Source organism: Klebsiella sp. 18074 (genome assembly GCF_902705905.1).
In the GTDB taxonomy this organism is placed as follows: Bacteria; Pseudomonadota; Gammaproteobacteria; order Enterobacterales; family Enterobacteriaceae; genus Klebsiella; species Klebsiella terrigena.
Genome location: NZ_CACSIS010000005.1, coordinates 1 through 24,206 on the forward strand (window position 1 = coordinate 1; position 24,206 = coordinate 24,206).

General features: G+C 60.0%; 25 protein-coding genes. 18 read left to right on the plus strand and 7 right to left on the minus strand.

Going from position 1 to position 24,206, the window contains the following annotated elements; translation table 11 throughout:
* Positions 1-212: 212 nt before the first annotated feature.
* Positions 213-1,598 (minus strand): cysteine--tRNA ligase, encoded by a 1,386-nt coding sequence (cysS, locus tag GVK32_RS06475; protein WP_159866391.1) that lies wholly within the window; start codon positions 1,596-1,598, stop codon positions 213-215.
* A 173-nt stretch (positions 1,599-1,771) separates the two neighbouring features.
* On the opposite strand from cysS, the gene ppiB reads away from it, so the two are divergent.
* The 5 genes from ppiB to mnmH all read left to right on the plus strand — a co-directional run bounded on the left by ppiB (position 1,772) and on the right by mnmH (position 5,873).
* Positions 1,772-2,266, plus strand: a complete 495-nt coding sequence (gene ppiB, locus GVK32_RS06480; protein ID WP_041144395.1) for a peptidylprolyl isomerase B — start codon at positions 1,772-1,774, stop codon at positions 2,264-2,266.
* A gap of 3 nt (positions 2,267-2,269) precedes the next feature.
* Entirely contained in the window at positions 2,270-2,992 is a 723-nt protein-coding gene (lpxH, locus tag GVK32_RS06485) for a UDP-2,3-diacylglucosamine diphosphatase (protein WP_159866394.1), read from the plus strand.
* Between the two features lie 119 nt (positions 2,993-3,111).
* A complete protein-coding gene (purE, locus tag GVK32_RS06490; protein WP_045854285.1) occupies positions 3,112-3,621 on the plus strand; it encodes a 5-(carboxyamino)imidazole ribonucleotide mutase in 510 nt (169 codons plus the stop codon).
* Positions 3,618-4,685: a 5-(carboxyamino)imidazole ribonucleotide synthase gene (purK, locus tag GVK32_RS06495; RefSeq protein WP_159866397.1), complete on the plus strand. Its 1,068-nt coding sequence runs from the start codon at positions 3,618-3,620 to the stop codon at positions 4,683-4,685. Before purE ends, purK begins: the two co-directional genes overlap by 4 nt.
* 111 nt (positions 4,686-4,796) lie before the next feature.
* Positions 4,797-5,873: a tRNA 2-selenouridine(34) synthase MnmH gene (mnmH, locus tag GVK32_RS06500; protein ID WP_159866400.1), complete on the plus strand. Its 1,077-nt coding sequence runs from the start codon at positions 4,797-4,799 to the stop codon at positions 5,871-5,873.
* Between the two features lie 81 nt (positions 5,874-5,954).
* Here mnmH and GVK32_RS06505 read toward each other — a convergent pair whose 3' ends face one another.
* Positions 5,955-7,100: a porin gene (locus GVK32_RS06505; protein ID WP_159866403.1), complete on the minus strand. Its 1,146-nt coding sequence runs from the start codon at positions 7,098-7,100 to the stop codon at positions 5,955-5,957.
* A 316-nt stretch (positions 7,101-7,416) separates the two neighbouring features.
* Here GVK32_RS06505 and GVK32_RS06510 point away from each other — a divergent pair, with 316 nt between their 5' ends.
* Positions 7,417-7,725, plus strand: a complete 309-nt coding sequence (locus tag GVK32_RS06510) for a monooxygenase (protein ID WP_159866406.1) — start codon at positions 7,417-7,419, stop codon at positions 7,723-7,725.
* A gap of 86 nt (positions 7,726-7,811) precedes the next feature.
* Here the strand turns inward: GVK32_RS06510 and ybbP are convergent, their stop codons facing one another.
* Together ybbP and ybbA are read right to left on the minus strand one after the other, a co-directional pair.
* A complete protein-coding gene (gene ybbP / locus GVK32_RS06515) occupies positions 7,812-10,226 on the minus strand; it encodes a putative ABC transporter permease subunit YbbP (RefSeq protein WP_159866409.1) in 2,415 nt (804 codons plus the stop codon).
* Positions 10,223-10,909 (minus strand): putative ABC transporter ATP-binding protein YbbA, encoded by a 687-nt coding sequence (gene ybbA / locus GVK32_RS06520; RefSeq protein ID WP_159866412.1) that lies wholly within the window; start codon positions 10,907-10,909, stop codon positions 10,223-10,225. Before ybbA ends, ybbP begins: the two co-directional genes overlap by 4 nt.
* Between ybbA and tesA the strand changes: the two genes are divergently transcribed.
* The 3 genes from tesA to GVK32_RS06535 are packed head-to-tail and all read left to right on the plus strand — an operon-like array spanning position 10,877 to position 13,215.
* A complete protein-coding gene (tesA, locus tag GVK32_RS06525) occupies positions 10,877-11,503 on the plus strand; it encodes a multifunctional acyl-CoA thioesterase I/protease I/lysophospholipase L1 (protein WP_095094542.1) in 627 nt (208 codons plus the stop codon). The two genes, ybbA and tesA, sit on opposite strands and share 33 nt — an antisense overlap.
* Positions 11,493-12,302 carry an SDR family oxidoreductase gene (locus GVK32_RS06530; RefSeq protein ID WP_200842842.1) on the plus strand — a complete coding sequence of 270 codons (810 nt, stop codon included), beginning with the start codon at positions 11,493-11,495 and terminating at the stop codon, positions 12,300-12,302. Before tesA ends, GVK32_RS06530 begins: the two co-directional genes overlap by 11 nt.
* A gap of 58 nt (positions 12,303-12,360) precedes the next feature.
* Positions 12,361-13,215 (plus strand): co-chaperone YbbN, encoded by an 855-nt coding sequence (locus tag GVK32_RS06535; RefSeq protein ID WP_159866418.1) that lies wholly within the window; start codon positions 12,361-12,363, stop codon positions 13,213-13,215.
* A 52-nt stretch (positions 13,216-13,267) separates the two neighbouring features.
* Here the strand turns inward: GVK32_RS06535 and fetB are convergent, their stop codons facing one another.
* Entirely contained in the window at positions 13,268-14,050 is a 783-nt protein-coding gene (gene fetB, locus GVK32_RS06540) for an iron export ABC transporter permease subunit FetB (protein WP_159866421.1), read from the minus strand.
* Complete coding sequence (fetA, locus tag GVK32_RS06545) at positions 14,037-14,714, minus strand: iron ABC transporter ATP-binding protein FetA (RefSeq protein ID WP_159866424.1); 678 nt, start codon at positions 14,712-14,714, stop codon at positions 14,037-14,039. Before fetA ends, fetB begins: the two co-directional genes overlap by 14 nt.
* A 137-nt stretch (positions 14,715-14,851) precedes the next feature.
* Here fetA and GVK32_RS06550 point away from each other — a divergent pair, with 137 nt between their 5' ends.
* On the plus strand, positions 14,852-15,769 hold the full coding sequence (locus GVK32_RS06550) for an SPFH domain-containing protein (RefSeq protein WP_041144381.1): 918 nt from the start codon (positions 14,852-14,854) through the stop codon (positions 15,767-15,769).
* Positions 15,766-16,230 (plus strand): NfeD family protein, encoded by a 465-nt coding sequence (locus GVK32_RS06555; protein WP_159866427.1) that lies wholly within the window; start codon positions 15,766-15,768, stop codon positions 16,228-16,230. Before GVK32_RS06550 ends, GVK32_RS06555 begins: the two co-directional genes overlap by 4 nt.
* Here GVK32_RS06555 and cueR read toward each other — a convergent pair.
* The gene (gene cueR / locus GVK32_RS06560; RefSeq protein WP_159866430.1) at positions 16,227-16,637 is read right to left on the minus strand and encodes a Cu(I)-responsive transcriptional regulator; all 411 of its coding nucleotides are present in this window, start codon (positions 16,635-16,637) and stop codon (positions 16,227-16,229) included. The genes GVK32_RS06555 and cueR overlap by 4 nt on opposite strands.
* A gap of 287 nt (positions 16,638-16,924) precedes the next feature.
* Here cueR and GVK32_RS06565 point away from each other — a divergent pair, with 287 nt between their 5' ends.
* From GVK32_RS06565 to GVK32_RS06595, 7 genes are read left to right on the plus strand one after another with little or no spacing between them, the layout of a single operon-like run.
* Complete coding sequence (locus GVK32_RS06565; protein WP_159866432.1) at positions 16,925-19,057, plus strand: TonB-dependent siderophore receptor; 2,133 nt, start codon at positions 16,925-16,927, stop codon at positions 19,055-19,057.
* Positions 19,057-19,884, plus strand: coding sequence for a hemin ABC transporter substrate-binding protein (locus tag GVK32_RS06570; protein WP_200842843.1), 828 nt, complete (start codon positions 19,057-19,059; stop codon positions 19,882-19,884). The genes GVK32_RS06565 and GVK32_RS06570 overlap by 1 nt, the downstream gene beginning before the upstream one ends.
* 20 nt (positions 19,885-19,904) lie before the next feature.
* Complete coding sequence (gene hutW / locus GVK32_RS06575; protein ID WP_159866435.1) at positions 19,905-21,257, plus strand: heme anaerobic degradation radical SAM methyltransferase ChuW/HutW; 1,353 nt, start codon at positions 19,905-19,907, stop codon at positions 21,255-21,257.
* Positions 21,254-21,748, plus strand: a complete 495-nt coding sequence (hutX, locus tag GVK32_RS06580) for a heme utilization cystosolic carrier protein HutX (protein ID WP_159866438.1) — start codon at positions 21,254-21,256, stop codon at positions 21,746-21,748. The genes hutW and hutX overlap by 4 nt, the downstream gene beginning before the upstream one ends.
* Positions 21,748-22,371, plus strand: a complete 624-nt coding sequence (locus GVK32_RS06585; RefSeq protein WP_159866441.1) for an SDR family oxidoreductase — start codon at positions 21,748-21,750, stop codon at positions 22,369-22,371. The genes hutX and GVK32_RS06585 overlap by 1 nt, the downstream gene beginning before the upstream one ends.
* A gap of 51 nt (positions 22,372-22,422) precedes the next feature.
* Positions 22,423-23,415: an iron ABC transporter permease gene (locus GVK32_RS06590; protein ID WP_227697820.1), complete on the plus strand. Its 993-nt coding sequence runs from the start codon at positions 22,423-22,425 to the stop codon at positions 23,413-23,415.
* On the plus strand, positions 23,412-24,182 hold the full coding sequence (locus GVK32_RS06595) for a heme ABC transporter ATP-binding protein (RefSeq protein ID WP_159866447.1): 771 nt from the start codon (positions 23,412-23,414) through the stop codon (positions 24,180-24,182). Before GVK32_RS06590 ends, GVK32_RS06595 begins: the two co-directional genes overlap by 4 nt.
* Positions 24,183-24,206 lie beyond the last annotated feature (24 nt).

The window sequence follows — 24,206 nt, forward strand, 5'->3', positions numbered from 1 at the left end:
AGTAATGGTTTCAAACTGATATTGATGGGGGGAAGGTTCTCTAAGCATGGCAGTCAGTCCATTTTTTGCACTGACCTTATTAGATCAAAGTCCTGGCCTCACGGCCAGGACTTTGTCATCAATCTGAAATGCCGGGCCCTTAAGGTCCGGCATTTTTATTTCGCTAAAGGCTCTTATGCCCCCAGGCGTCTCGTCGGGGTTCAGGCTTGGGACTACTTGCGACGCCAGGTGGTGCCCTGCGCGCCATCTTCCAGCACGATGCCCATTTCGTTGAGACGGTCACGCGCGGCGTCCGCGGCGGCCCAGTCCTTAGCTTTACGCGCGTCGAGACGCTGCTGGATCAGGGATTCAATTTCAGCCACTTCGCCGCCGTCAGCCTGCGCCCCGCTCTGCAGGAACGCGTCCGGCTCCTGCTCCAGCAGGCCCAGCACGCCGGAGAGCTTGCGCATATGCGCCGCCAGCGCATTTGCCGCCTGCGTATCTTCGGTTTTCAGACGGTTCACTTCGCGCGCCATATCGAAGAGCACCGAATAGGCCTCCGGAGTGTTGAAATCGTCGTCCATCGCTTCCACAAAGCGCGCTTCAAACGCCTCGCCGCCGGCCGGAGCTACGCTGCCGTCGGTACCGCGCAGCGCGGTGTAGAGACGTTCCAGCGCGGAACGCGCCTGCTTCAGGTTCTCTTCGCTGTAGTTCAGCTGGCTACGATAGTGGCCGGACATCAGGAAGTAGCGGATGGTTTCGGCATCGTAGTACTTCAGTACGTCGCGCACGGTAAAGAAATTGCCCAGCGATTTCGACATCTTTTCGCGGTCAATCATCACCATGCCGGAGTGCATCCAGTAGTTCACATATTCGCCGTCGTGCGCGCAGGTGGACTGTGCGATTTCGTTTTCGTGATGCGGGAACATCAGATCCGAACCGCCGCCGTGAATATCAAAATGGTTGCCCAGCTGCTTGCAGTTCATCGCCGAACATTCGATGTGCCAGCCCGGTCGCCCGGCACCCCACGGCGACGGCCAGCTCGGTTCGCCCTCTTTCGACATCTTCCACAGCACGAAGTCCATCGGGTTGCGCTTGACGTCAACCACGTCAACGCGAGCGCCGGCCTGCAGCTGCTCCAGATCCTGACGCGACAGCTGACCGTAGTTGGGATCGGTCGGAACCGAGAACATCACGTCGCCGTTGTCCGCCACGTAGGCGTGCTCGCGGGCGATCAGCTGCTCGGTGATTTCAATAATTTCCGGAATGTGGTGCGTCGCACGCGGCTCGAGGTCCGGGCGCAGAATATTCAGCGCATCAAAATCGCTGTGCATTTCGCCAATCATGCGATCGACCAGCGCCACGAAGCTTTCTCCGTTCTCATTAGCACGCTTAATGATTTTGTCGTCAATATCGGTGATGTTACGCACATACTTCAGCTTATAGCCGAGAAAGCGCAGGTAGCGGGCTACCACGTCAAAAGAGACAAAAGTACGGCCGTGACCGATGTGACAGAGATCGTAAACGGTGATACCACACACGTACATGCCAACTTCCCCGGCATGAATAGGTTTAAACTCTTCTTTTTGGCGCGTCAGTGTATTAAAAATTTTTAACATCGAAGATTCCGTGTAAACGTGTGTAGTAATAAGCCGCATATTCTAACCTGAATTCAACCCCGAAGCAGCACACAATGCAAGGTGATCCAACCCCGCGGTTATGCTATAACAGCCCCCTATGTCACGCCCAACATTGGGTTCAAGCACCACAATCATCGGAACAGGATGCAAAAATGGTTACTTTCCACACTAATCATGGCGATATCGTAATCAAAACCTTTGACGACAAAGCGCCGGAAACAGTTAAAAACTTCCTGGACTACTGCCGCGAAGGTTTCTACAACAACACCATTTTCCACCGTGTTATCAACGGTTTTATGATCCAGGGCGGCGGTTTTGAGCCGGGCATGGAGCAGAAAACAACCAAGTCTCCGATCCAGAACGAAGCCAACAACGGCCTGAAAAACACCCGCGGTACGCTGGCGATGGCCCGTACTCAGGCGCCTCACTCCGCCACCGCGCAGTTCTTCATCAACGTTGCTGATAACGACTTCCTGAACTTCTCTGGTGAAAACCTGCAGGGTTGGGGCTACTGCGTATTTGCTGAAGTCGTTGAAGGCATGGACGTAGTCGACAAAATCAAAGCGGTTTCTACCGGCCGCAGCGGCATGCATCAGGATGTGCCGAAAGAAGATGTTGTGATCAAAAGCGTCACCGTCAGCGAATAATTCGTGGCGACGCTTTTTATTGCAGACCTGCATCTGCAAACCGAAGAACCGGCGATTACCGCCGGTTTTCTCCGCTTTTTACGCGGCCAGGCCCGCGAGGCGGACGCGCTCTATATCCTCGGCGATCTGTTCGAAGCCTGGATCGGCGATGACGATCCTAACCCACTGCATCAGGAAATCGCCGCCGCGCTCAGCGCGTTAACCCGCTCCGGCGTCCCCTGCTTTTTCGTCCACGGCAACCGCGATTTTCTTATCGGCCAGCGCTTTGCCCGCGCCTGCGGCATGACGCTGCTGACGGAAGAAAACGTGCTCGATCTCTACGGCCGCCGCGTTTTAATTATGCATGGCGACACCCTCTGCACCGACGATGCCGGCTACCTGGCGTTTCGCGCCAAGGTGCATACGCCGTGGATACAACGTCTTTTCCTCGCTCTGCCGCTGTTTATTCGCCACCGCATCGCCGCAAAAATGCGCGCCAACAGCACCGCGGCCAACAGCAGCAAGTCGATGGACATCATGGACGTTAACCCGCAGGCGGTCACGGCAGTCCTCGAAAAGCATCGTGTCCAGTGGCTGATCCACGGTCATACCCATCGCCCGGCCATCCACCAAATAGAAGCAAACAGCATGCCGGCCTTTCGCGTGGTCCTCGGCGCGTGGCATAGCGAAGGCTCGATGGTGAAGGTCACCAAAGACGACGTTGAACTGATCCCTTTCCCGTTTTAATTATCGCGCTATTTTCCGCCGCTATCGGCCTACGCAACCGTTTTCCTCGCCCGTTTATCGTGTTATTCTCTGTGGCCTCTAAAGCAGTGTGAAGCACACCCACAGGAGTTTTAAGACGCATGTCTTCCCGCAATAATTCGGCGCGTATCGCCATCGTGATGGGGTCCAAAAGCGACTGGGCTACCATGCAGTTTACCGCAGAAATCCTTGATGCCCTGAACGTTCCGTACCATGTTGAAGTGGTCTCCGCGCACCGTACTCCCGATAAACTGTTCAGCTTCGCCGAAGGCGCAGAAAGCAACGGCTATCAGGTGATTATTGCCGGTGCGGGCGGCGCGGCGCATTTGCCGGGCATGATTGCGGCGAAAACGCTGGTCCCGGTGCTCGGCGTGCCGGTGCAGAGCGCGGCGCTGAGCGGCGTTGACAGCCTCTACTCTATCGTCCAGATGCCGCGCGGGATCCCGGTCGGCACGCTGGCCATCGGTAAAGCCGGTGCGGCCAACGCCGCCCTGCTGGCGGCGCAGATTCTGGCGGTGCACGACGCCGAACTGCACCAGCGCCTGAGCGCATGGCGCCAGGCGCAAACCGATGAAGTGCTGGAGAATCCGGACCCACGGGGTGCGGCATGAAGCAGGTTTGTATCCTCGGCAACGGCCAGCTTGGCCGCATGCTGCGCCAGGCCGGAGAGCCGCTGGGTATCGCGGTGTGGCCGGTTGGCCTTGAGGCCGACCCTGAAGCGGTGCCGTTTCAGCAAAGCGTCATCACCGCTGAAATCGAACGCTGGCCGGAAACGGCCCTCACCCGCGAACTGGCGCGCCACCCGGCGTTCGTTAACCGCGACGTATTTCCCATCATTGCCGATCGCCTGACGCAAAAGCAGCTGTTCGACAGGCTGGGCCTCGCCACCGCGCCGTGGCAGCTGCTGGCGGATAAAAACCAGTGGCCGGAAATTTTCGCGACCCTCGGCGAGCTGGCTATCGTTAAGCGCCGCGTGGGCGGATACGACGGGCGCGGCCAGTGGCGCCTGCGTGAAGACGACTGCACGCAGCTGCCCGACGATAACTACGGCGAATGCATCGTCGAACGGGGAATTAACTTCTCCGGGGAAGTGTCGCTGGTTGGCGCCCGCGCTCAGGATGGCAGCACGGTGTTCTATCCGCTGACCCGCAACCTGCATCAGGACGGAATTCTGCGCACCAGCGTCGCCTTCCCGCAGGCCAACGCCCGCCAGCAGGACCAGGCCGAAGGCATGCTCTCCGCCATTATGGACGAGCTGCAGTACGTCGGCGTCATGGCGATGGAGTGCTTCGTCACCGCCGACGGTCTGCTGATCAACGAGCTGGCCCCGCGCGTGCACAACAGCGGCCACTGGACGCAGAACGGCGCCTCTATCAGCCAGTTTGAGCTGCATCTGCGGGCCATTACCGACCTGCCGCTGCCGCCGCCGGTGGTCAACAGCCCGTCGGTGATGATCAACCTGATCGGCACCGATCTTAACTACGACTGGCTGAAGCTGCCGCTGGTGCACCTGCACTGGTACGACAAAGAGGTTCGTCCGGGCCGCAAAGTGGGCCACCTGAACCTGACCGACAGCGATACCGATCGCCTGAGCGCCACGCTCGAAGCGTTGAAGCCGCTGCTGCCGCCGGAGTACGCCAGCGGTATTTTCTGGGCGCAGTCGCAGCTCAGCTAAGCCTTTCGTGCCGGGGGAAACGCGTTACCCCTTCCCCGGCACGCCTTCAGGCGCGTAGAATCCCTCCTTCGCTTTACAGAAAATCTCGGTTTCACTTCAGAAGGAAGACCCATGAATAATGGGACGGATTACCGCGCCATTCTCGCCGCGGATACCCCACTCATTGACGTGCGCGCCCCGGTTGAGTTCAGCCAAAGCGCGCTCCCCGCAGCAGTCAACCTGCCGCTGATGGACGATGAACAACGCGCCGCCGTCGGCACCTGTTACAAACGTCAGGGGGCAGAGGCCGCCCTGGCGCTAGGCCATCGTCTGGTGAATGGCGATCTTCGCGCCCGGCGCCTGCGGGCGTGGCGCGAAGCCTGCCTGCGCGCGCCTCAGGGCTATCTTTGCTGCGCCCGCGGCGGCCAGCGTTCGCATATCGTGCAGCAGTGGCTGAAAGAAGCTGGCGTTGATTACCCGCTGATTGTCGGCGGCTATAAGGCGCTGCGCCAGGAGGCTATTCAGCTCACCGAAGAGCTGGTGCAGCGCCCGATAGTGCTGATCGGCGGCTGCACCGGCAACGGGAAAACTCAGCTGGTTGCCGCGCGGCCTGACGGAATCGACCTCGAAGGGCTCGCCCACCATCGCGGCTCCTCCTTCGGACGCACGCTGCGCGACCAGCACGCTCAGGCGACGTTTGAAAACCACCTCGCGGTGGCTATGGTGAAAAAGGCAGCCAGCCAGCGCCGCTGGGTGCTGGAAGATGAAGGGCATATGATAGGCGCCAACCATCTGCCAGAATGCCTGCGCGATCGCATGGCGCAGTCGCCGCTGGCGGTGGTGGAGGATCCGTTTGACGTCCGCCTGGCGAGGCTGCGGGAGGAGTATTTTGACCGGATGCACCGCGACTTTATGGCCGCGTACGGTGAAGAGCAGGGTTGGCAGGAGTACGGCGCCTATCTGCACCACGGCCTGTTTGCTATCCGCCGTCGCCTGGGGCTCCAGCGTTTTGCCCAGCTCACCGCCCTGCTCGATGACGCGCTGGCGGAACAGCTGCGTACGGCGAGCACCGAGGCGCATTTTGCGTGGCTCGTTCCGCTATTGAAAGAGTACTACGACCCGATGTATCGCTATCAACTGGGTAAAAAAGCGGAGAAGATTATTTTTCGCGGAAGCTGGCAGGACGTTGCCTCCTGGCTGACGAAGTAATCGTCTCCGTTGGTTTTCCCGGCAACATCCCCGACGGGTTTCACCCTCCGCCGTCGGGGCGCTGCCGCACCGCGAGACGGTTTAGAAGTCGTAGCGCAGACGCACCAGGTTCATATCGCCCAGGTTGTCGGTGCTCGACGTAAAGACGTGTTCATAATCAACGCGGAAGCCGTAATCCAGCTGGAAGCTCACGCCGACGCCGTTATCAATGCGCTGGTAGTTACGTCCGTTCACGTATTCCAGGCGGTCGCCCATAAAGTACGGCTGAACGGATTTAAGCGCGTACTGGCCAACCGGGATTTTATACCCCGCGAAGTACTCAATACCCCAGGCATCGCCGGCGAAGTAGTTATTCACATCGGCTTTTTTGGTGGTCAGGAAGTTCTGATACCAGCCGCCGCCGAAGGAGAAGGTCCAGTTATCCGGCGTCCAGCTTAGGGCGGTACCGAGGATATTCTGGTTATAGGTTTTGTTCTCAGCGCTCGACGGATCGCGCATTTCGGCACGCGTATAGTTCCACGCCGTACCCCAAGTCAGGTCCTTCATGATGTGGTAGTCCACGCCAACGGATCCCCCGCCTTTACGCTTATAGCGCAGACCATTCCCCGGCAAATACTCATTATCTTCAAACAGATAAGAAGCATACAGATCGACGTCACCGGCCGATTTTTTATACTTGAGCATATTGCGCGAGCGGTAAGAACCGTCGTAATCGCCGTTGATACCGTTACCCGGCGCCTGGGCAACCATGTCGTAATCCCAGATATCGGTTTTGGCGCCCACTACATCGTAATAAATACTGTTTTGCTGACCGTAGGTTAACGTCCCCCAGGTATCGCTCTTCAGCCCGGTATAGAGCATACGACGGGAGGTGTTATTGGCGCCTTCCGCATAGTGATTATCCCAGTCGAACAGCGCCGGAATATTGACCCCCAGTTCGTAATAACTGATCCAGCTAATATCGTCGAACAGATAATAATCAGCGGCAAAGCGGAAACGGGTGCCGCCGTCGAAGCCGTTACGCTTATAGGAGCCTTTGTCGCCATCGCCGGACATCATGTTGAACTGCGGACGAATGCTCCCGCCGACGGTGAAGTTCAGACGGCTTAACGGATCGCCGGCCTGCGGATCTTGTTTCAGCAGCGTTATCTCGGCCTGGGAAGCAAAAGAAGTGACTGCCAGCGCGGCGCCGATCGTTATCGCCAGCGCTTTTATTTTATGTGCCATGCTTTTTCCTTGAGTAATAAGCAACCTTATATTTGCAAGGTGAATATTAACCGTGATTACCAATTCCGTGTTGTCGCTTTTTTACGCTTTTGTGCTCTTAAAAATCAGTGACTTACCATTTTGTGCCGTTAACGAAAAGACGCTGCGGATTTCATCCAACCGTCATTAATCTGCGCTATTTGCGTCGCGCCTGCAGGGGCTCGCTTTGCAGTCGCCGAGCGATTGTGGGTATAGTTGCCGATGCGCGGCGCTCCCGGGGTGTACCGCTCTGCCGACGGCGCGCTGGCTAACCCTACGTCGAGTCCATGGAGGAGCTATGTCGAATAAACTGCTGCAGCTTCACTTTGCCTTTAACGGCCCGTTTGGCAGCGAGATGTCCCGTCAGCTGGTGGAGCTTGCCGAGTCCATCAACCAGCAGCCGGGTTTTATCTGGAAGATTTGGACCGAAAGCGAAAAAAACTACGAGGCGGGAGGCATCTATCTTTTTGCGGATGAGGAGACAGCGCTCGCCTATCTCACGAAGCATACCGCGCGCCTGAAGTCGCTGGGCGTCGAAAGCGTGGAGTACAAACTTTTTGATATTAATGAACCGCTGACCGCGCTGAATCACGGCCACGCGCGGTAGCCGGGCATCAGGCTGAAACGCAACGCAGTAAAAAGCCCGGGGTGTTGATACTCCCCCCCGGGCCTGCAGACGATCCGCCCGCTGAATTACTGGCTAAACTGGCGGAACAGCGCCTTGCCTTTTAACAAACGCAGCCCCAGCCAGCCGCCGCACAGGGAGAGCAGCAGCGCCCCGCAGAGCGGCAGCATTACCCATAGCCGCCAGTCCGGCGACCACGGGAAATCAAAGACTTTGGTTTGCAGCATCGCCAGCGCCACCTCAGCCCCTATCGCCGCCACAATCCCGGAAACCACCCCCAGCAGGGCAAACTCCGCCCACAACGTGGTGCGCAGCAGCGATTTTCCGGCCCCCAGCGTGCGCCAGACCACCAGCTCCTGATAGCGCTGACGCATCCCGACCTGAACCTGTGCCAGCAGCAGTAAAATACCGCAGGCGGTCACCAGCACCACCATCACTTCCAGCGCGCGGCTGACCTGCGTCAGAACCTGACCCACCTGACGCAGAATGGCGCCGATATCCAGCAGGCTGACGGTCGGGAATTCGCGGTTCAGCTGCGTCAACATACCGCTGCCGTTATCCCAGCGGAAGCTGGTCAGCCAGCTCTGCGGCTGTCCGTCGAGCGCGTTCGGCGGGAAGATAAAGAAGAAGTTGGGCCGCAGGCTCTCCCAGTCAACTTTACGCACGCTGGTAACCTTAGCGCTGAAGTCCTGGGTATCACCGGTAAAGGTCACGCTATCGCCGAGCTTAACCCCCAGCCGCTGCGCCAGCCCCTCTTCGATCGACACCTCACCGGCTTTTGGCGGCCAGATGCCAGCCACCAGCGGATTATGATCCGGCCGGTCGTTGCTCCAGGTCAGGTTGAGCTCGCGATTCAGCGCTTCGTCCTTGTTGCCCTCCGTCGCCTGACCGTTAATCTGCGTCAGGCGCGCGCGGACGATGGGGTAGAACTCCGTTGCCGCCGTCTGCTGCCCGGCAAGAAAAGCTTTGACCGGCGCGACCTGATCCGGGGCAATATTAATCAGGAAGTAGTTGGGGCTTTCCGGCGGCAGCTGCTGCTGCCAGCGATCCAGCAGATCGCCGCGCAGCACCAGCAGCAGAGCGAGCAGCATAAACGACAGCGAGAACGCCGCCAGCTGGCTGAGCGTCGACCACGGCTGGCGCAGCAGCCGGTTGACCGCCAGGCGCAGCGGCAGCGCCTTCAGCGTCACGCGCTTCAGCAGCCACAGAAGTCCCCATCCCAGCAGGCCGCACAGCAGCGCCAGCACCACCGCGCCGGCGAGAACCGCCCACAGCAGCGGGCTACCGCCCATCAGCCAGGCCAACAGAATAACCACCACCGCGCAGACCAGCGGAATATAGACCTTCAGCGGCCAGACGTTAGCCACCACGTCCTGACGCAGCACCCGCAGCGGCAGCGTCGCCAGCAGCAGCCGATAGGGACGCAGGCCCACCAGCAGCGAAATCACCACCATCGCGCCAATCGCCCACAACCACGGCCAAAGGCTGGCGGCCGGCAGCGCGCCCGGGAGAACCGGTTTCAGCATCACCAGCAGGACTTTCTCCAGCCCCATCCCCATCGCGCCGCCGGCAATGACCGCCAGCGCCAGCAGCAGCAGCCACTGCCCGACGATCAGCTTGCGCAGCTGCGCCCGCCCGGCGCCGAGGGTTTTAAGGATCGCCACCAGATCGTAACGGCTGCGGCAGTAGTGGCTCATGGCCACCGCTACCGCCGCCACCGCCAGCAGGAGGGTGAGCAGCGCCGAGAGCAGTAAGAACTGCTGCGAGCGTTCGAGCGATTTACCCAGCGCGCTGTCATCCTGCTCCAGGCCAATCCAGCGGTGTTCCGTCCCCAGCTTTGGCAGCAGCCACTGCTCATACTCCGCCAGCTGCGGCGCGGTTCCGGCAAACTTATAGCGCCAGGAGACGCGGCTGCCGGGCTGCACCGCCCCGGTCTTTGCCACATCGGCAGCGTTCATCATCAGCCGCGGCGCCATCTGGAAAGGATTGAACCCGGCGTCCGGCTCCTGAATCACCTCCCCGGCAATGCGCAGCGTGGCGTCACCGACGTCGATGGTATCGCCGGTTTTTAAATTCAGCAGCGCCATCAGCCGCGGAGCCAGCAGCACGCTGCCCGCCTGCGGCTTTAATCCCGGCGGCAGGGTTTCCAGCTGACCGTAAAGGGGATAGGTGTCGTCAACTGCCTTGACGTCGGCCAGCTGCGGCGTATCGCCGGCGAAGGTCATAGTGGCGAAGCTGAGCTGTTCGCCAACCGTTAACCCCAGCCGACGCGCCTGCGCGAGCCAGTCGGCGGGCACCTCGCGCGAGCTGCGCAGCGTCCGGTCTCCGGCCATAAACTCACGGCTCTGCTGGCTGAGCCCCTTTTCCATGCGATCGCTTATCGACCCCAGCGCCAGCACGCAGGCCACCGCCAGGCTCAGCGCCAGCCAGACGATCAGCAGCGACGGCGATCGCCATTCGCGCCAGAACCAGCGGGCAATCATGCATCCTCCCGCAGCTGACCATCAACCAGCCGCAGCCGCCGGTCGCAGCGCGCCGCCAGCAGCGGATCGTGCGTCACCAGGATAAGCGTCGTCCCGTGTTCGCGATTGAGCGAAAACAGCAGGTCGGCAATTTTATCCCCGGTTTGCCGGTCGAGGTTGCCGGTTGGCTCGTCGGCAAACAGCAGCTCCGGGCGCCCGTTGAAGGCGCGGGCCAGCGCCACCCGCTGCTGCTCGCCGCCGGAAAGCTGCGCCGGCAGATGGTTCAGGCGCTTACCCAGCCCCAGTTGCTCCAGCAGCGCCCTGGCGCTGCCCCGGCTTTGGCTGTCGCTCTCGCCGCGCAGCAGCGCCGGAAGCTCGACGTTCTCCAGCGCGTTCAGGGTCGGGATCAGCATAAAGGACTGAAAGACAAAGCCGATGTGCTTCGCGCGCAGCTGCGCCCTCGCCTCTTCGTCCATGCTGTGCAGCGGTTGCCCGAGCAGAGAGACCTCCCCGCCGCTGCCGTCGTCCAGCCCGGCAAGGATCGCCAGCAGCGTGGATTTACCGGAGCCCGACTCGCCGATCAGGGCGATGGTCTGCGCCGGTTTGACAACCAGCTCAACTCCGGTGAGGATGGAAAGCTGATGCTCTCCCTGACCGACGGACTTCTTAAGATGATGAACTTCAAGTATGTTTTCCGCTGGCATTTGCCTTTCCTGTTTCTGGTCCTGTTTACCTGCCGCGCGATGGCGGCGGACACGCTGTTAGTTCTCGGCGATAGCCTGAGCGCCGGCTATCGCATGGCGGCCAACGCCGCGTGGCCTGCGCTACTTAACGATAAGTGGCAGGCAAAAACGCCGGTGGTCAACGCCAGCATCAGCGGCGACACGTCGCAGCAGGGGCTGGCGCGTCTGCCGGCGCTGCTTAAGCAGCATCAGCCGCGCTGGGTGCTGGTCGAGCTCGGCGGCAACGACGGGCTGCGCGGCTTCCCGCCGCAGCAAACGGAGCAGACGCTGCGCACCGTTTTGCAGGATATCAAAGCGGCGAACGCCCAGCCGCTGCTGATGCAAATTCGCCTGCCCGCCAACTACGGGCGTCGTTATAATGAAGCCTTTAGCGCAATGTATCCCGCACTGGCCAAAGAGTTTGATATTCCTCTGTTACCCTTTTTTATGGAAGAGGTCTACCTGAAGCCGCAGTGGATGCAGGATGATGGAATCCACCCCAACCGCGACGCCCAGCCGTTTATTGCCGACTGGATGGCGACGCGGCTGGCTCCCTTAGTTAATCATGACTCCTGATCCGCAGGGGTTGTTTGCAGGTAAAGTTATGCAAAAAACGGTTTTAGTTACAGGATGTTCCAGCGGTATTGGCCTTGAAAGCGCGCTCGATCTGCAACGTCAGGGCTTTAACGTTCTGGCGGCCTGCCGCAAGGCCGAGGACGTGGCGCGGATGCAGGAACTCGGACTGACCGGTATTTTGCTGGATCTCGACGATCCGCTGAGCGTGGAGCGCGCGGCGGAAGAGGTTATCGCCCTGACCGATAACCGCCTGTACGGCCTGTTTAATAACGCCGGCTACGGCGTGTATGGCCCGCTTATCACCATCAGCCGCCGGCAGATGGAGCAGCAGTTTGGCGCCAACTTTTTTGGCGCCCATCAGCTCACCATGCTGCTGCTTCCGGCGATGGAGCCGCACGGCGAGGGCCGCATCGTGATGACCTCCTCGGTGATGGGGATCATCTCCAGCCCCGGCCGCGGCGCCTATGCCGCCAGCAAATACGCGCTGGAGGCCTGGTCCGACGCCCTGCGCATGGAGCTGCGCTATAGCGGTATTAAGGTCAGCCTGATTGAGCCGGGGCCGATTCGCACCCGCTTTACGACCAACGTCAACCAAACCCAGAGCGATAAGCCGGTGGAAAACCCCGGTATCGCCGCGCGCTTTACCCTCGGGCCGGAGGCGGTGGTGGAAAAAGTGCGCCATGCTTTCGTTAGCGAGAAACCGAAGCTGCGCTATCCGGTGACCCTGGTCACGCACGCGGTGGCCCTGCTCAAACGCCTGTTGCCCACGCGGATGATGGACAAAATTATCCAGGGCTGAGTTGAAGCTCCGGCCGTCGCCCCCATGTATACAAAAAATTGATTAAAGAGATGCGCTTATGTCAGTACAGAATATTATCAACATTACCGAAGCTAACCTGCACCAGACGCTGGAACAATCCGTTACCGCGCCGGTGCTGTTTTATTTCTGGTCCGCGCGCAGCCAGCCCTGCGAGCAGCTGACGCCGGTTCTGGAAAGCCTGGCGGCGCAGTACAACGGTCAGTTTATCCTGGCGAAGGTGGACTGCGATGCCGAGCAGATGCTGGCTTCTCAGTTCGGCCTGCGCTCGATCCCAACGGTTTACCTGTTCCAGAACGGTCAGCCGGTGGACGGCTTTGAAGGCCCGCAGCCTGAGTCCGCCGTGCGCGCGCTGCTTGATAAGGTGCTGCCGCGCGAAGAAGAGCTAAAGGCCCAGCAGGCGCTGGCGCTGATGCAGGAAGAGAAGTACGCCGAAGCCCTGCCGCTGCTGAAAGAAGCGTGGCAGCTCTCCGCTCAGGATAGCCAGATTGGCCTGCTGCTGGCGGAAACCCTGATCGCCCTGCAGCGCTCCGACGAGGCCGAAGCGGTGCTGAAAACCGTTCCGCTGCAGGATCAGGATACCCGTTTCCAGGGGCTGGTGGCGCAGATAGAGCTGCTCAAGCAGGCGGCCGATACCCCGGAAATCCAGCTGCTCCAGCAGCAGGTTGAGCAAAACCCGCAGGACGCGGCGCTGGCGGCCCAGCTGGCCCTGCAGCTGCATCAGGTTGGCCGCAACGAAGAGGCGCTGGCGCTGCTGTTCAGCCACCTGCAGAAAGATTTAGACGCCGGCGACGGTCAGGTGCGCAAGATGCTGCAGGAAATTCTGGCCGCCCTCGGCACCGGCGATGCGCTGGCCGCGAAATATCGCCGTCAGCTCTACTCCCTGCTGTACTGATCGTTACGCCGCAAAACCTCCCCGGCGGCGCTGCGCCGACCGGGGAACGCGGTCAGGCGCTCTTTTTCAGCTGCGTCACCACCAGCTGGTGGCGCGGGTTAAAGAATTTCCGGTAGGTCAGATAGCCGGCGATGATGGTTGATAAGCTGGCGGTCGATAGCAGCATAAATGTGACCATTATCTGATATTTAATCGCTTTCACCGGATCTATCCCGGCGAAAATCAGCCCCGACATCATCCCCGGCAGGCTCACCAGCCCCACCGTTTTCGCCGAATCAATGGTCGGAATAAGCGCGGCGCGAATGCTCTCGCGAATCAATCCGGCAGAGGCCATTTTCGGCGTCGCGCCGAGGCTCAGCTTCTCCTGAATCTGCTGCTGTTCGCTGCTGAAGCGCTGACCCATATTGTTGTAGCACAGCCCCACCGCCACCATCGCGTTGCCGGCGATCATGCCGGCGATCGGGATCACCTGCATCGGCACGAAAGAGATCGAGCCGGAGAAGACCAGCACCGCCAGGGTAAGCCCCGCGCCGGTGGTAATGGCGATAAACGATGAGATGAAAGCCTTATCGATATATTTGCTGCGCTTTTGCGCATTCCACGCGGCGTTAAAACAGATAAACAGCACCATAAGCAGCGTCAGCAGGGCGTGATTGACGTTGAAGATATATTTCAGCACGTAGCCGACGATAACCAGCTGCACCACCGCCCGACAAATGCTCCAGACGATATCTTTCTCCAGCGCCAGCTTTTCGCGATAGCTCACCACGATGGCCACCAGCACCAGCACCATCGACAGGGCCAGCGATTCGTTAGTGATATTATGCCCGTGCATTGATTACCTCCTGTCCTTCTGCGCTCGCCGGCTGCAGCGTAATCACTTCATCAGCGTGGTCAATTTCATTCCGGTCATGCGTCACCCACAGCACCGCAATATTCTTTTCCGTCGTATAGCGATGAATAATATCGTTGACGTTGCGCTTATTGCTCTCATCCAGGGCGCTGGTAATTTCATCGAGCAGCAGCACCTGCGGCAGAAACTGCAAATTGCGGATCAGCGAAACGCGCTGCTTTTCTCCGCCGGAGAGTTCGTTGATCGATTTGCCCAGCGTATTTTCCGCCAGTCCGAAGCGGCGTAAATCGGCAATCAGCGCCTGCGGGTCCGGCTGCTGGTTGCGAATTTGCCACGGGAAGATGAGGTTGTCATAAACCGAATCGCCGAACAGCGCCGGGGTTTGCGCGCAGTATGAGACCTGCTGGCGGTAGGTTTCCGGCGACAGCGTATTGATATCCTTACCGGAATAAAAAATCTGCCCGCTGGTCGGGCTGAGCAGCGAGGCGATAATTTTTAGCAGCGTACTTTTACCGCAGCCGGAGGGCCCGGTAATTAGCTTAAATTCCCCGGCACCCAGCCCGAGATTAATATTATGCAAAATGACCGATTTATCGATCTGAAAGCCAACGCCGTCAAGGCGCAAGATAGCGTTATTTCCCTTCATTATCGTTCCATATATTTCCCAAAACCCGACTAGTTTACTCCACTTTTCTTTCGCCAGGATGAGGAGAAAGATATACTCGATTTAAACATGCGTCATTTTGCTGACGCCTGGCAGGCAATTAAACAGGAGGTTTTTTGATGCTAATTTTTATCCCCGTTCTCATTTTCGTCGCCCTGGTTATCGTGATTGCCGGAGTGAAAATTGTCCCGCAGGGTTACCAGTGGACCGTCGAGCGCTTTGGCCGCTATACCATGACTCTCCAGCCGGGCCTGAGCCTGGTGGTGCCGTTTATGGACCGCATCGGGCGGAAAATTAATATGATGGAGCAGGTGCTGGACATCCCCTCGCAGGAGGTTATTTCACGCGATAACGCCAACGTCACCATCGATGCGGTGTGCTTTATTCAGGTTATTGACGCGCCGAAAGCGGCCTATGAGGTCAGTAACCTCGAGCTGGCGATCATCAACCTGACGATGACCAACATCCGTACCGTGCTCGGCTCAATGGAGCTCGACGAAATGCTCTCCCAGCGCGACAGCATCAACACCCGCCTGCTGCATATCGTCGATGAGGCCACCAACCCGTGGGGGATCAAAATCACCCGCGTGGAAATTCGCGACGTGCGCCCGCCGGCGGAGCTTATCTCCTCGATGAACGCCCAGATGAAGGCCGAGCGTACCAAGCGCGCCTATATTCTGGAGGCCGAAGGGATACGTCAGGCGGAAATCCTCAAAGCCGAAGGCGAAAAGCAGTCGCAAATCCTGAAAGCCGAAGGCGAGCGCCAGTCGGCGTTCCTGCAGGCAGAGGCGCGTGAACGTTCGGCGGAAGCGGAGGCTCGGGCCACCCAGATGGTCTCTTCCGCTATTGCCTCCGGGGATATTCAGGCGATTAACTACTTCGTTGCGCAGAAATATACCGACGCTCTGCAGCAGATTGGTGCAGCAAATAACAGTAAAGTTGTGCTGATGCCGCTCGACGCAACCAGCCTGATGGGCTCTATCGCCGGGATTAGCGAACTGCTTAAAGAAGGCGCCGGCGAACGGAAAAAATTATGATTGCGATGATACTGGTCCATCCGCATCTCTTCTGGCTGAGCCTCGGCGGGCTGCTGCTGGCGGCGGAGATGCTCGGCGGGAATGGCTATCTGCTGTGGAGCGGGGTTGCCGGCGTTATCACCGGCGCCCTGACCTGGCTGCTGCCGCTGGGCTGGGAGTGGCAGGGCACGCTGTTTGCCGCGCTGACCCTGCTGGCGGCCTGGCTCTGGTCGCGCTGGCTGCGCGGCCAGGTGAAGCGACAGAAGCCGGCCGACGCCCGGCTTAACCAGCGCGGGAATCAGCTGATCGGCCGCATCTTCTCCCTGGAGACGGCGCTGGTTAACGGCCGCGGCCACGTGCGCGTTGGCGATAGCTCATGGCCGGTGATCGCCGACGAGGACCTCCCGGTGGGCAGTAAGGTAGAGGTGCTGGCCGTTGAGGGCATCACGCTGCGGATCAGGCTAGCCCCTCCCCACCGCTAACTCTGCGCCTTGCGATGGCAGCAGCCGGAGAGATTGTCGATAATCGGGCAGTCCGCGCCGTCATCGCCGGGACAGGACTCCGCCAGCGCCAGCAGGTGGCTACGCATGCTCTGCAGCTCGCTAATATGGCGCTCAATATCAGCGACTTTATCCAGCGTTCTGCGCTTGACGTCGGCGCTATGCCGCGACGGATCGTTAAACAGGCCGACCAATTCGCGGCACTCCTCAAGATTAAAGCCAACCTGCCGCGCCTGGCGCAGCAGGGTCAGCTCGTCCAGATGCCGCTGGCTGTAGCTGCGGTAGCCATTTTCACTGCGCAGCGGCGGCGTCACCAGCCCCTTCTCTTCGTAGAAGCGGATCGCTTTACTGGTTAAGCCGGTCCTTTTTGCCACATCGCTGATATTCATCGCCTCTGCACCTCGTTGCTTCTCGCACAGCCCCTATTGTAGGACCATTCGCACAATAACCAACCCTGTGCGCGGGGAAAAAAATATAAGCCATACTTTTTATCAGGTTAATCGCGCCTGCGGTTTTTCATAACGTGATGAGTCTCGCAAAAAAGTCTTTACGCACCGTAAGAAATTGACCCACATCAAAGGTGCATTCCATTTACCCCTTAGCGTCTGGACGTTCACTTTAGAAACCAATATAAATGCGAATGATAGTAGTTATCATTATAATAAAGGTTACTCTAATGGTGAAAAGGACAATCCGGGGGAGCATGTTACTCTCCAGCCTGTCGCTGTTTGTTGCCGCCAACGTTTCTGCGGCAACCCCGACCAGCACAGCCAAAACGGCCGGCGACGAGACGCTGATCGTCACCGCCAATCGTACAGAATCAAGCCTCTGGGACAGCCCGGCGACCGTTCAGGTCATCGACCGGGAAACGCTAAACAACTCAACCAGCGTCTCTATCGCCGACGATCTGCAGGATATTCCCGGCGTTGAGGTGACCGACAACTCATTGGCCGGACGTAAGCAAATCCGCATCCGCGGCGAGGCCTCTTCGCGGGTGCTGATCTTGATTGACGGCCAGGTGGTCAGCTATCAGCGCGCCGGGCAGAACTACGGCGTCGGGCTGCTGATTGATGAATCCGCGCTGGAACGAATAGAGGTGGTAAAAGGCCCCTACTCGGTGCTTTACGGCTCGCAGGCCATCGGGGGCGTGGTCAACTTTATCACCAAAAAAGGCGGGGATAAGCCCGTCGCCGGGACGGTGAAGGCGGTGTATAACTCGGCGACCGCGGGCTGGGAAGAGTCCGCTGCGGCCTGGGGCAGCATCGGCCAGTTCGACTATCGCATCAACGGCAGCTACTCCGACCAGGGTAACCGCGATACGCCGGACGGCAGATTGCAGAACACCAACTTCCGCAACAACAGCCAGGGCGTCTGGCTTGGCTACAATCTCGACCGGCATAAATTCGGCCTGTCGCTTGACCGCTACAAAACCTCCACGCAAACCTGGTTTGACGATCCCGACGGTCAATACGAAGACTTCAGCGTTCGTATCCCCAAGCTGGAGCGCGAAAAAATCGGCGCGTTCTATGACTTCGACGCCGGCGGCGATTACCTGAAAAAAATTCACTTCGACGCCTACAGCCAGACCATCGAGCGTGAATTTGAAAATCGGATTAAGACCACCCAGCCGATCCCCAGCCCGATTATCCAGGCGCTGACGGTCAGCAACCAGACCAACACCAACGATAAGCAATATACCCAGGGCGTAACGCTGCAGGGCAACTTCTCCCTGCCGGCGAATAATGAGCTGGTTATCGGCACCCAGTATCAGCATGACAAGGTGAAGCAGGACACCCGCAGCAGCACGCGCCAGACGGCGGCCACCGGCGCCTTCGATATCCAGACCCTCACGCTGTCGCATATTGAGGCGGAGCAAAACAACGCCTCGGTGTTTGCCCAAAACGACTGGCGCTTCGCCGATGACTGGACCTGGACCCTTGGCGCGCGCCAGTACTGGCTCTCCTCCGAACTTAACCGCAGCGACAGCCAGAGCGCCGCGGTCAGCCAGTCGACGGGCGGGAAGTCGGCCCATGACGATAAGCTGGTGACCTCAACCAGCCTGCGCTATTCCGGCTTTAAAGATATTGAGCTGCGCGCGGCGTACGCCCAGGGCTACGTCTTCCCAACGCTGACCCAGCTGTTTATGCAGACCTCGGCCGGCGGCGGCGTCACCTACGGCAATACCGGCCTGAAGGCGGAACACTCCAACAACTACGAGCTGGGCGCCCGTTACAAAGGCAATATGTGGCTGGTTGACGGGGCGATTTACTACTCCGAAGCCAAAGACTATATCGCCAGCCTCCCCTGCTCGGGTCAGGCGATATGCAGCGGCAACAGCACCTCTTCCCGCGGCGAATATTTCTATTACGACAATATCGATCGCGCCAAAACCTGGGGGATGGAGCTAACGGCGGAGTACAACGGCTGGGCCGTTTCGCCCTATCTGAGCGGCAACCTTATCCGCCGGCAGTATGAAGGCGAGACCGTTAAAACCTGGGATACCGGCGAACCCGCCCTGACGGGAAGGGGGGGCCTGAAGCATACTCTGCTGCTGAACAGCGCCAACGTCACCGCCGATCTCTTCGTGCGCGCCGCCTCCAGCGCCGACGATAAAACCGGCAGCAAGGAGATTCGCTATCCGGGCTGGGCAACGCTTAACCTCGCGTTCAATACCGAGTTTGGCCCGCAGGAGCAGTATCAGGTCAACCTGGCGCTCAACAACCTGACCAACAAGCGCTATCAAACCGCCCATGAAACCATTCCGGCGGCCGGATTTAACGCGGCGGTCGGTTTTGCGTGGAACTTCTGATGATGAAAAAACTGTTGTTCGCCCTGCTGGCGCTTTGTGCCGCCGGCGCAGCCTGCGCCAGCGAACGTATCGTCGTAGCTGGCGGCTCGCTGAGCGAGCTGGTCTACGCGCTTGGCGCCGGAAATCAGGTTGTCGGCGTCGACGAAACCACCTCCTGGCCGCCGGAAACGGCCAGGCTGCCGCATATCGGCTACTGGAAGCAGCTCAGCAGCGAAGGCATTTTATCCCTCAGGCCGGACGTTTTTATCACCTGGCGGGATGCCGGGCCGCAGATCGTTCTGGACCAGCTGCGGACGCAAAAAGTTAACGTTGTCACCCTGCCGCGCGTGCCGGCCACGGTTGAACAGATGTACGCCAACGTTCGCCAGCTGGCGAAGACGCTGCAGGTTCCCGAGCGAGGAGATGCGCTGGTAGGCCAGATTGAGCAGCGTCTGGAGCGCGTTCAGCGCAGCACGGCGGCGCAAAAGGCGCCACTCAGGGTGATGTTTATTCTCTCCGCGGGCGGCAGCGCGCCACAGGTAGCCGGTAAGGGCAGCGTTGCCGACGCCATTCTGACCCTCGCGGGCGCGCGGAATGTGGCTTCGCACGAGCAGTATAAAAGCTACAGCGCGGAATCGCTGATTGCGGTAAACCCGGAGGGCATTGTCGTGACCTCGCAAATGGTCGACGGCGATATTAACCGACTGCGCGCCGTCGCCGGGATAACCCACACCGCCGCATGGAAAAATCAGCGCATTGTCACCATCGATCAGGCGCTGATCCTCGGAATGGGCCCGCGGGTGGCCGACGCGGTTGAGTCCCTGCACCAGCAGTTTTGGCCCCAATAACCGGATGTGATGTTGACGCTATGAAGACTAACAACGCCCTCGATCTCTCCGCGCACTTCGCGCTGGAGGGAAGCCAGCCCTTTAAAGATCGTCGGGCCACCATGCCGTGGCGCGGCGCGATCCCGGTGGCAAAAGAGCAGCTGGCACAAACCTGGCAGGAGGTCATCAGCCGCCGCGCGCCGCCGCGTAAAAGGCTGCTGTACCTGCACATTCCCTTTTGCGCCACTCACTGCACTTTTTGCGGCTTTTATCAGAACCGCTATGAGGATGACCACTGCGCCCGCTATACCGCCGCCCTGCTGCGCGAAATAGAAATGGAAGCCGATAGCGTCCTGCACCAGTCGGCGCCGATCCACGCGGTTTACTTCGGCGGCGGCACGCCCTCCGCGCTGGCGGCGCAGGACCTGGCGAGAATAATCACCGCTCTGCGGGAAAAGCTGCCCCTCGCGCCGGACTGCGAAATCACCATCGAAGGACGGGTGCTTAACTTCGATGACAACCGCATCGACGCCTGCCTTGACGCCGGCGCCAATCGCTTCTCCATCGGCATTCAGTCGTTCAACAGCAGGGTGCGCAAGAAAATGGCCCGCACCTCCGACGGCCCCACCGCCGCGGCCTTTATGCAGAGGCTGGTGCGGCGGGATCGCGCGGCCGTGGTGTGCGATCTGCTGTTCGGCCTCCCCGGTCAGGACGCAAAGCTGTGGGGAGAAGATCTCAACATCGCCCGCGATATCGGGCTCGACGGTGTCGATCTCTACGCCCTTAATCTGCTACCCAACACGCCGCTGGGTAAAGCCGTGGAAAACGGACGCACCGCCGTTCCCACGCCGGCAGAGCGGCGCGATCTCTATCTTCAGGGCTGCGACTTTATGGAGGATGCGGGCTGGCGCTGCATCAGCAACAGCCACTGGGCCCGCACAACCCGCGAACGCAATCTCTATAACCTGTTGATTAAACAAGGAGCCGACTGTCTGGCGCTGGGTTCCGGCGCGGGCGGATCGGTCAACGGCTATTCGTGGATGGTGGAGCGTAACCTGACGGCCTGGCACGAAGCGATCGCCGCCGGGAAAAAGCCGCTGATGATGATGATGCGCGCCGCCGAGCGCGGTTTTCAGTGGCGGCATACGCTCCAGGCGGGGGTGGAAACCGCCCGCGTGCCGCTGGATGAGCTGACGCCGCGCGCCGGGGAGCTGGCCCCGCTGCTGGCCCAGTGGCATCAGGCGGGGCTCACCCGCGACGCCTCAACCTGCCTGCGCCTGACCAATGAAGGCCGCTTCTGGGCCAGCAATATTTTGCAGTCCCTTGATGAGCTGATTCAACACCTTAACGCGCCGCGCATTGCGGTAGAGCAACCTGAAAGGAGTGATTTATGAGCCATGTTTCTTTAGCGGAATTTTTGCTAACCGAGCCGGACGGCACCCTGGAAGCGATCGCCGATCGCTACCAAACCTCTCTTCTGGAGGTGGTGCAAAACCTCCCCTCTCCGACCCTCGTGTCGGGTGAGAACTTTGACGCCATCTGGGAAACCGTCAGCGAATGGGGCAAGGTCACCACGCTGGTCCATACCGCCGACGTCATCCTCGAGTTTACCGGCGAACTGCCTTCCGGATTCCACCGCCACGGCTATTTTAATCTGCGCGGTAAAAAAGGCATGACGGGCCATATCAAAGCGGAAAACTGCCGCCATATCGCGCTGATTGAACGTAAATTTATGGGCATGGATACCGCGTCAATTCTCTTCTTTAACCAGGCAGGTAGCGCGATGTTTAAGATTTTCCTCGGCCGCGATGAGCATCGCCAACTGCTCGCCGATCAGGTTAGCGCCTTCCGGGCCCTCGCCGTTTCCCTCAAGGAAATCGTCTGATGAGGCCGTGGTTAATCTTTGGCGCCGGCGGCAGCGGCACGGGGGCAAAGGTGCTTGAGCTGGCGCTGGCGGAGCGGCGTCCGCTGCTGGCGGTGGTGCGCAATCCGCAATCTGCTGCCGAGCTGGAAGCGAAAGGCGTGCGGGTTTTCGCCGGCGACGCCTGCGATGCTGACGTAGTGGCTGACGCCTGCCATGCCGCCGGTGCGGATGCGCTGATCGTCTCCTCCATGGGCGGCGCCGAGGACTACCTGGCGCACAGGACCGTTATTGATGCGGCAGAAGCGACGGGTATCGGGCGGATGATTCTGGTGACGTCGCTGGGCTGCGGCGATAGCTGGCTCTTTTTATCCCCGCGCGCCAAAGCCGCGTTCGGTCAGGCGGTGCGCGAAAAGACGCTGGCGGAAAGCTGGCTGCAAACCAGCGGCCTGGATTATGCCATCCTGCGTCCCGGCGGCCTGCTCAACGGCGAGGCGAGCGGTAAAGCGCAGCGCTTGCAGAATCAGGAATGCCACGGTTTCGTGAGACGCGCGGACGTTGCCGCGCATATTCGCGAGCTGGCCGCCGCGCCGGCGCTCAACAATCAGATCTACAGCCTGATTGAGCCGGACCTGAAGCCGGCGTAATCCCCTCGCGGCGCGGCTCGCCCGCGCCGCAAAGACGTAATGGAGTTTTGCGTGCTCAAGGATTCACTCTCTTCCGTCGGCGTTCTGACGGGCCTTTCGCTGCTGCTGGCCGCGCTGGTGCTGGTTGGCGCCAGCCAGGGCGCGCTGAACATCAGCTTCAGTGCGCTGTTTGACGAAGAATACCGCGATATCTGGCTGAACATTCGCCTGCCCCGCGTTCTGCTGGCGGTCCTGGTGGGCAGCGCGCTGGCGACGGCTGGCGTCATTATGCAGGGCCTGTTTCGTAACCCAATGGCCGACCCCGGCCTGCTCGGCGTCAGCAGCGGCTCCGCGCTGATGGTGGGGGTGGCGATCGTTCTGCCCTTCTCATTTCCGGTGGTTCTGGCGCTGTACGAGCAGATGATTTTCGCCGTCGCCGGCAGTATGGCGGTCTGCGTGGTGATTTTTCTCATCAGCCGACGCCACGCTCACGGCGGCATGATGCAGCTCCTGCTCGCCGGGATCGCCATCAACGCGCTGTGCGGCGCGGCGATCGGCGTGCTGAGCTACATCGGCGACGAGCAGCAGCTGCGCCAGCTCACGCTATGGATGATGGGCAATCTTGGCCAGGCGCAGTGGCCTACGCTGCTGGTCGCCGGCTCGTTTATTCTGCCGGCCATTGTCGCCACGCTGTTTCTTGCCGGGACGCTCAACCTGCTGCAGTTGGGTGACGAAGAGGCGCACTATCTCGGCGTTAACGTTAGCCGTAAGCGTCAGCAGTTGCTGCTACTCAGCTCGCTGCTGGTGGGCGCGGCCGTGTCGGTGAGCGGCGTTATCGGCTTTATTGGTCTGGTTGTCCCGCACCTGATCCGCATGACCACCGGGGCCGACCATCGCTGGCTTATCCCCTGCTCGACCCTGGCCGGCGCCTGCCTGCTGCTGGTGGCCGATACCCTCGCCCGCACGCTGGTGCAGCCGGCGGAGATGCCCGTCGGCCTGCTGACCAGCCTGATCGGCGGCCCCTATTTTCTGTGGCTGATACTGCGCGGCCGGAGGGCGTCATGATTCAGGCCGAAAATCTGGTTTATACCCTGCAGGGACGGCGTCTGACCGATAACGTCTCCCTGACGCTACCCGGCGGGGAGATCGTCGCCATTCTCGGCCCAAACGGCGCCGGAAAATCGACGCTGCTGCGCCAGCTCACGGGCTATCTGCGGCCGCACGGCGGACGATGCTCCCTGCTGGGTACGCCGCTGGAGGCGTGGTCGATAACCGCGCTGGCGAAGACCCGCGCCGTGATGCGGCAGAACGGGTATATGGCGTTTCCGTTCAGCGTGCAGGAGGTGATCCGCATGGGAAGGCACCCCTGGCGGACGCGCAGCTCCCATGATGAAACGGATCGCATTATGGCGCTGTGCGACTGCCGCGAGCTGGCCGCCCGCGACTATCGACAGCTCTCCGGCGGCGAGCAGCAGCGGGTACAGCTGGCGCGCCTGCTGATACAGCTCTGGGAGCCGATCCCGTCGCCGAAATGGCTGTTTCTGGATGAGCCCACTTCCGCCCTCGATATTCACCACCAGCAGCATCTTTTCCGCCTGCTGCGCAGGCTGGTGCGCGAACGGCAGTTCAACGTCTGCTGCGTCCTGCACGATCTTAATCTCGCCGCCCGCTATGCCGACCGCGTGGTGCTGATGGATAAGGGGCGCGTCGTCGATAGCGGCAGTCCGCAGGCGGTTATGCAGCAGCGGGCGCTGAAAGACCTCTACGGGGCGGATATCACGGTAATTAAAGAGTCTGAAAATCAAACGCCGCTTATCATTCTTGACCATTAAGCGCAGGGGGATTCCGGCTTCGGA

Excerpts from the sequence above, each read along its gene's own strand:
- cysS (WP_159866391.1), bottom strand. The coding sequence starts at position 1,598 with ATGTTAAAAATTTTTAATACACTGACGCGCCAAAAAGAAGAGTTTAAA.
- ppiB (WP_041144395.1), top strand. The coding sequence starts at position 1,772 with ATGGTTACTTTCCACACTAATCATGGCGATATCGTAATCAAAACCTTT.
- purE (WP_045854285.1), top strand. The coding sequence starts at position 3,112 with ATGTCTTCCCGCAATAATTCGGCGCGTATCGCCATCGTGATGGGGTCC.
- purK (WP_159866397.1), top strand. The coding sequence starts at position 3,618 with ATGAAGCAGGTTTGTATCCTCGGCAACGGCCAGCTTGGCCGCATGCTG.
- mnmH (WP_159866400.1), top strand. The coding sequence starts at position 4,797 with ATGAATAATGGGACGGATTACCGCGCCATTCTCGCCGCGGATACCCCA.
- GVK32_RS06505 (WP_159866403.1), bottom strand. The coding sequence starts at position 7,100 with ATGGCACATAAAATAAAAGCGCTGGCGATAACGATCGGCGCCGCGCTG.
- GVK32_RS06510 (WP_159866406.1), top strand. The coding sequence starts at position 7,417 with ATGTCGAATAAACTGCTGCAGCTTCACTTTGCCTTTAACGGCCCGTTT.
- ybbP (WP_159866409.1), bottom strand. The coding sequence starts at position 10,226 with ATGATTGCCCGCTGGTTCTGGCGCGAATGGCGATCGCCGTCGCTGCTG.
- tesA (WP_095094542.1), top strand. The coding sequence starts at position 10,877 with ATGATGAACTTCAAGTATGTTTTCCGCTGGCATTTGCCTTTCCTGTTT.
- ybbA (WP_159866412.1), bottom strand. The coding sequence starts at position 10,909 with ATGCCAGCGGAAAACATACTTGAAGTTCATCATCTTAAGAAGTCCGTC.
- GVK32_RS06530 (WP_200842842.1), top strand. The coding sequence starts at position 11,493 with ATGACTCCTGATCCGCAGGGGTTGTTTGCAGGTAAAGTTATGCAAAAA.
- GVK32_RS06535 (WP_159866418.1), top strand. The coding sequence starts at position 12,361 with ATGTCAGTACAGAATATTATCAACATTACCGAAGCTAACCTGCACCAG.
- fetB (WP_159866421.1), bottom strand. The coding sequence starts at position 14,050 with ATGCACGGGCATAATATCACTAACGAATCGCTGGCCCTGTCGATGGTG.
- fetA (WP_159866424.1), bottom strand. The coding sequence starts at position 14,714 with ATGAAGGGAAATAACGCTATCTTGCGCCTTGACGGCGTTGGCTTTCAG.
- GVK32_RS06550 (WP_041144381.1), top strand. The coding sequence starts at position 14,852 with ATGCTAATTTTTATCCCCGTTCTCATTTTCGTCGCCCTGGTTATCGTG.
- GVK32_RS06555 (WP_159866427.1), top strand. The coding sequence starts at position 15,766 with ATGATTGCGATGATACTGGTCCATCCGCATCTCTTCTGGCTGAGCCTC.
- cueR (WP_159866430.1), bottom strand. The coding sequence starts at position 16,637 with ATGAATATCAGCGATGTGGCAAAAAGGACCGGCTTAACCAGTAAAGCG.
- GVK32_RS06565 (WP_159866432.1), top strand. The coding sequence starts at position 16,925 with ATGGTGAAAAGGACAATCCGGGGGAGCATGTTACTCTCCAGCCTGTCG.
- GVK32_RS06570 (WP_200842843.1), top strand. The coding sequence starts at position 19,057 with ATGATGAAAAAACTGTTGTTCGCCCTGCTGGCGCTTTGTGCCGCCGGC.
- hutW (WP_159866435.1), top strand. The coding sequence starts at position 19,905 with ATGAAGACTAACAACGCCCTCGATCTCTCCGCGCACTTCGCGCTGGAG.
- hutX (WP_159866438.1), top strand. The coding sequence starts at position 21,254 with ATGAGCCATGTTTCTTTAGCGGAATTTTTGCTAACCGAGCCGGACGGC.
- GVK32_RS06585 (WP_159866441.1), top strand. The coding sequence starts at position 21,748 with ATGAGGCCGTGGTTAATCTTTGGCGCCGGCGGCAGCGGCACGGGGGCA.
- GVK32_RS06595 (WP_159866447.1), top strand. The coding sequence starts at position 23,412 with ATGATTCAGGCCGAAAATCTGGTTTATACCCTGCAGGGACGGCGTCTG.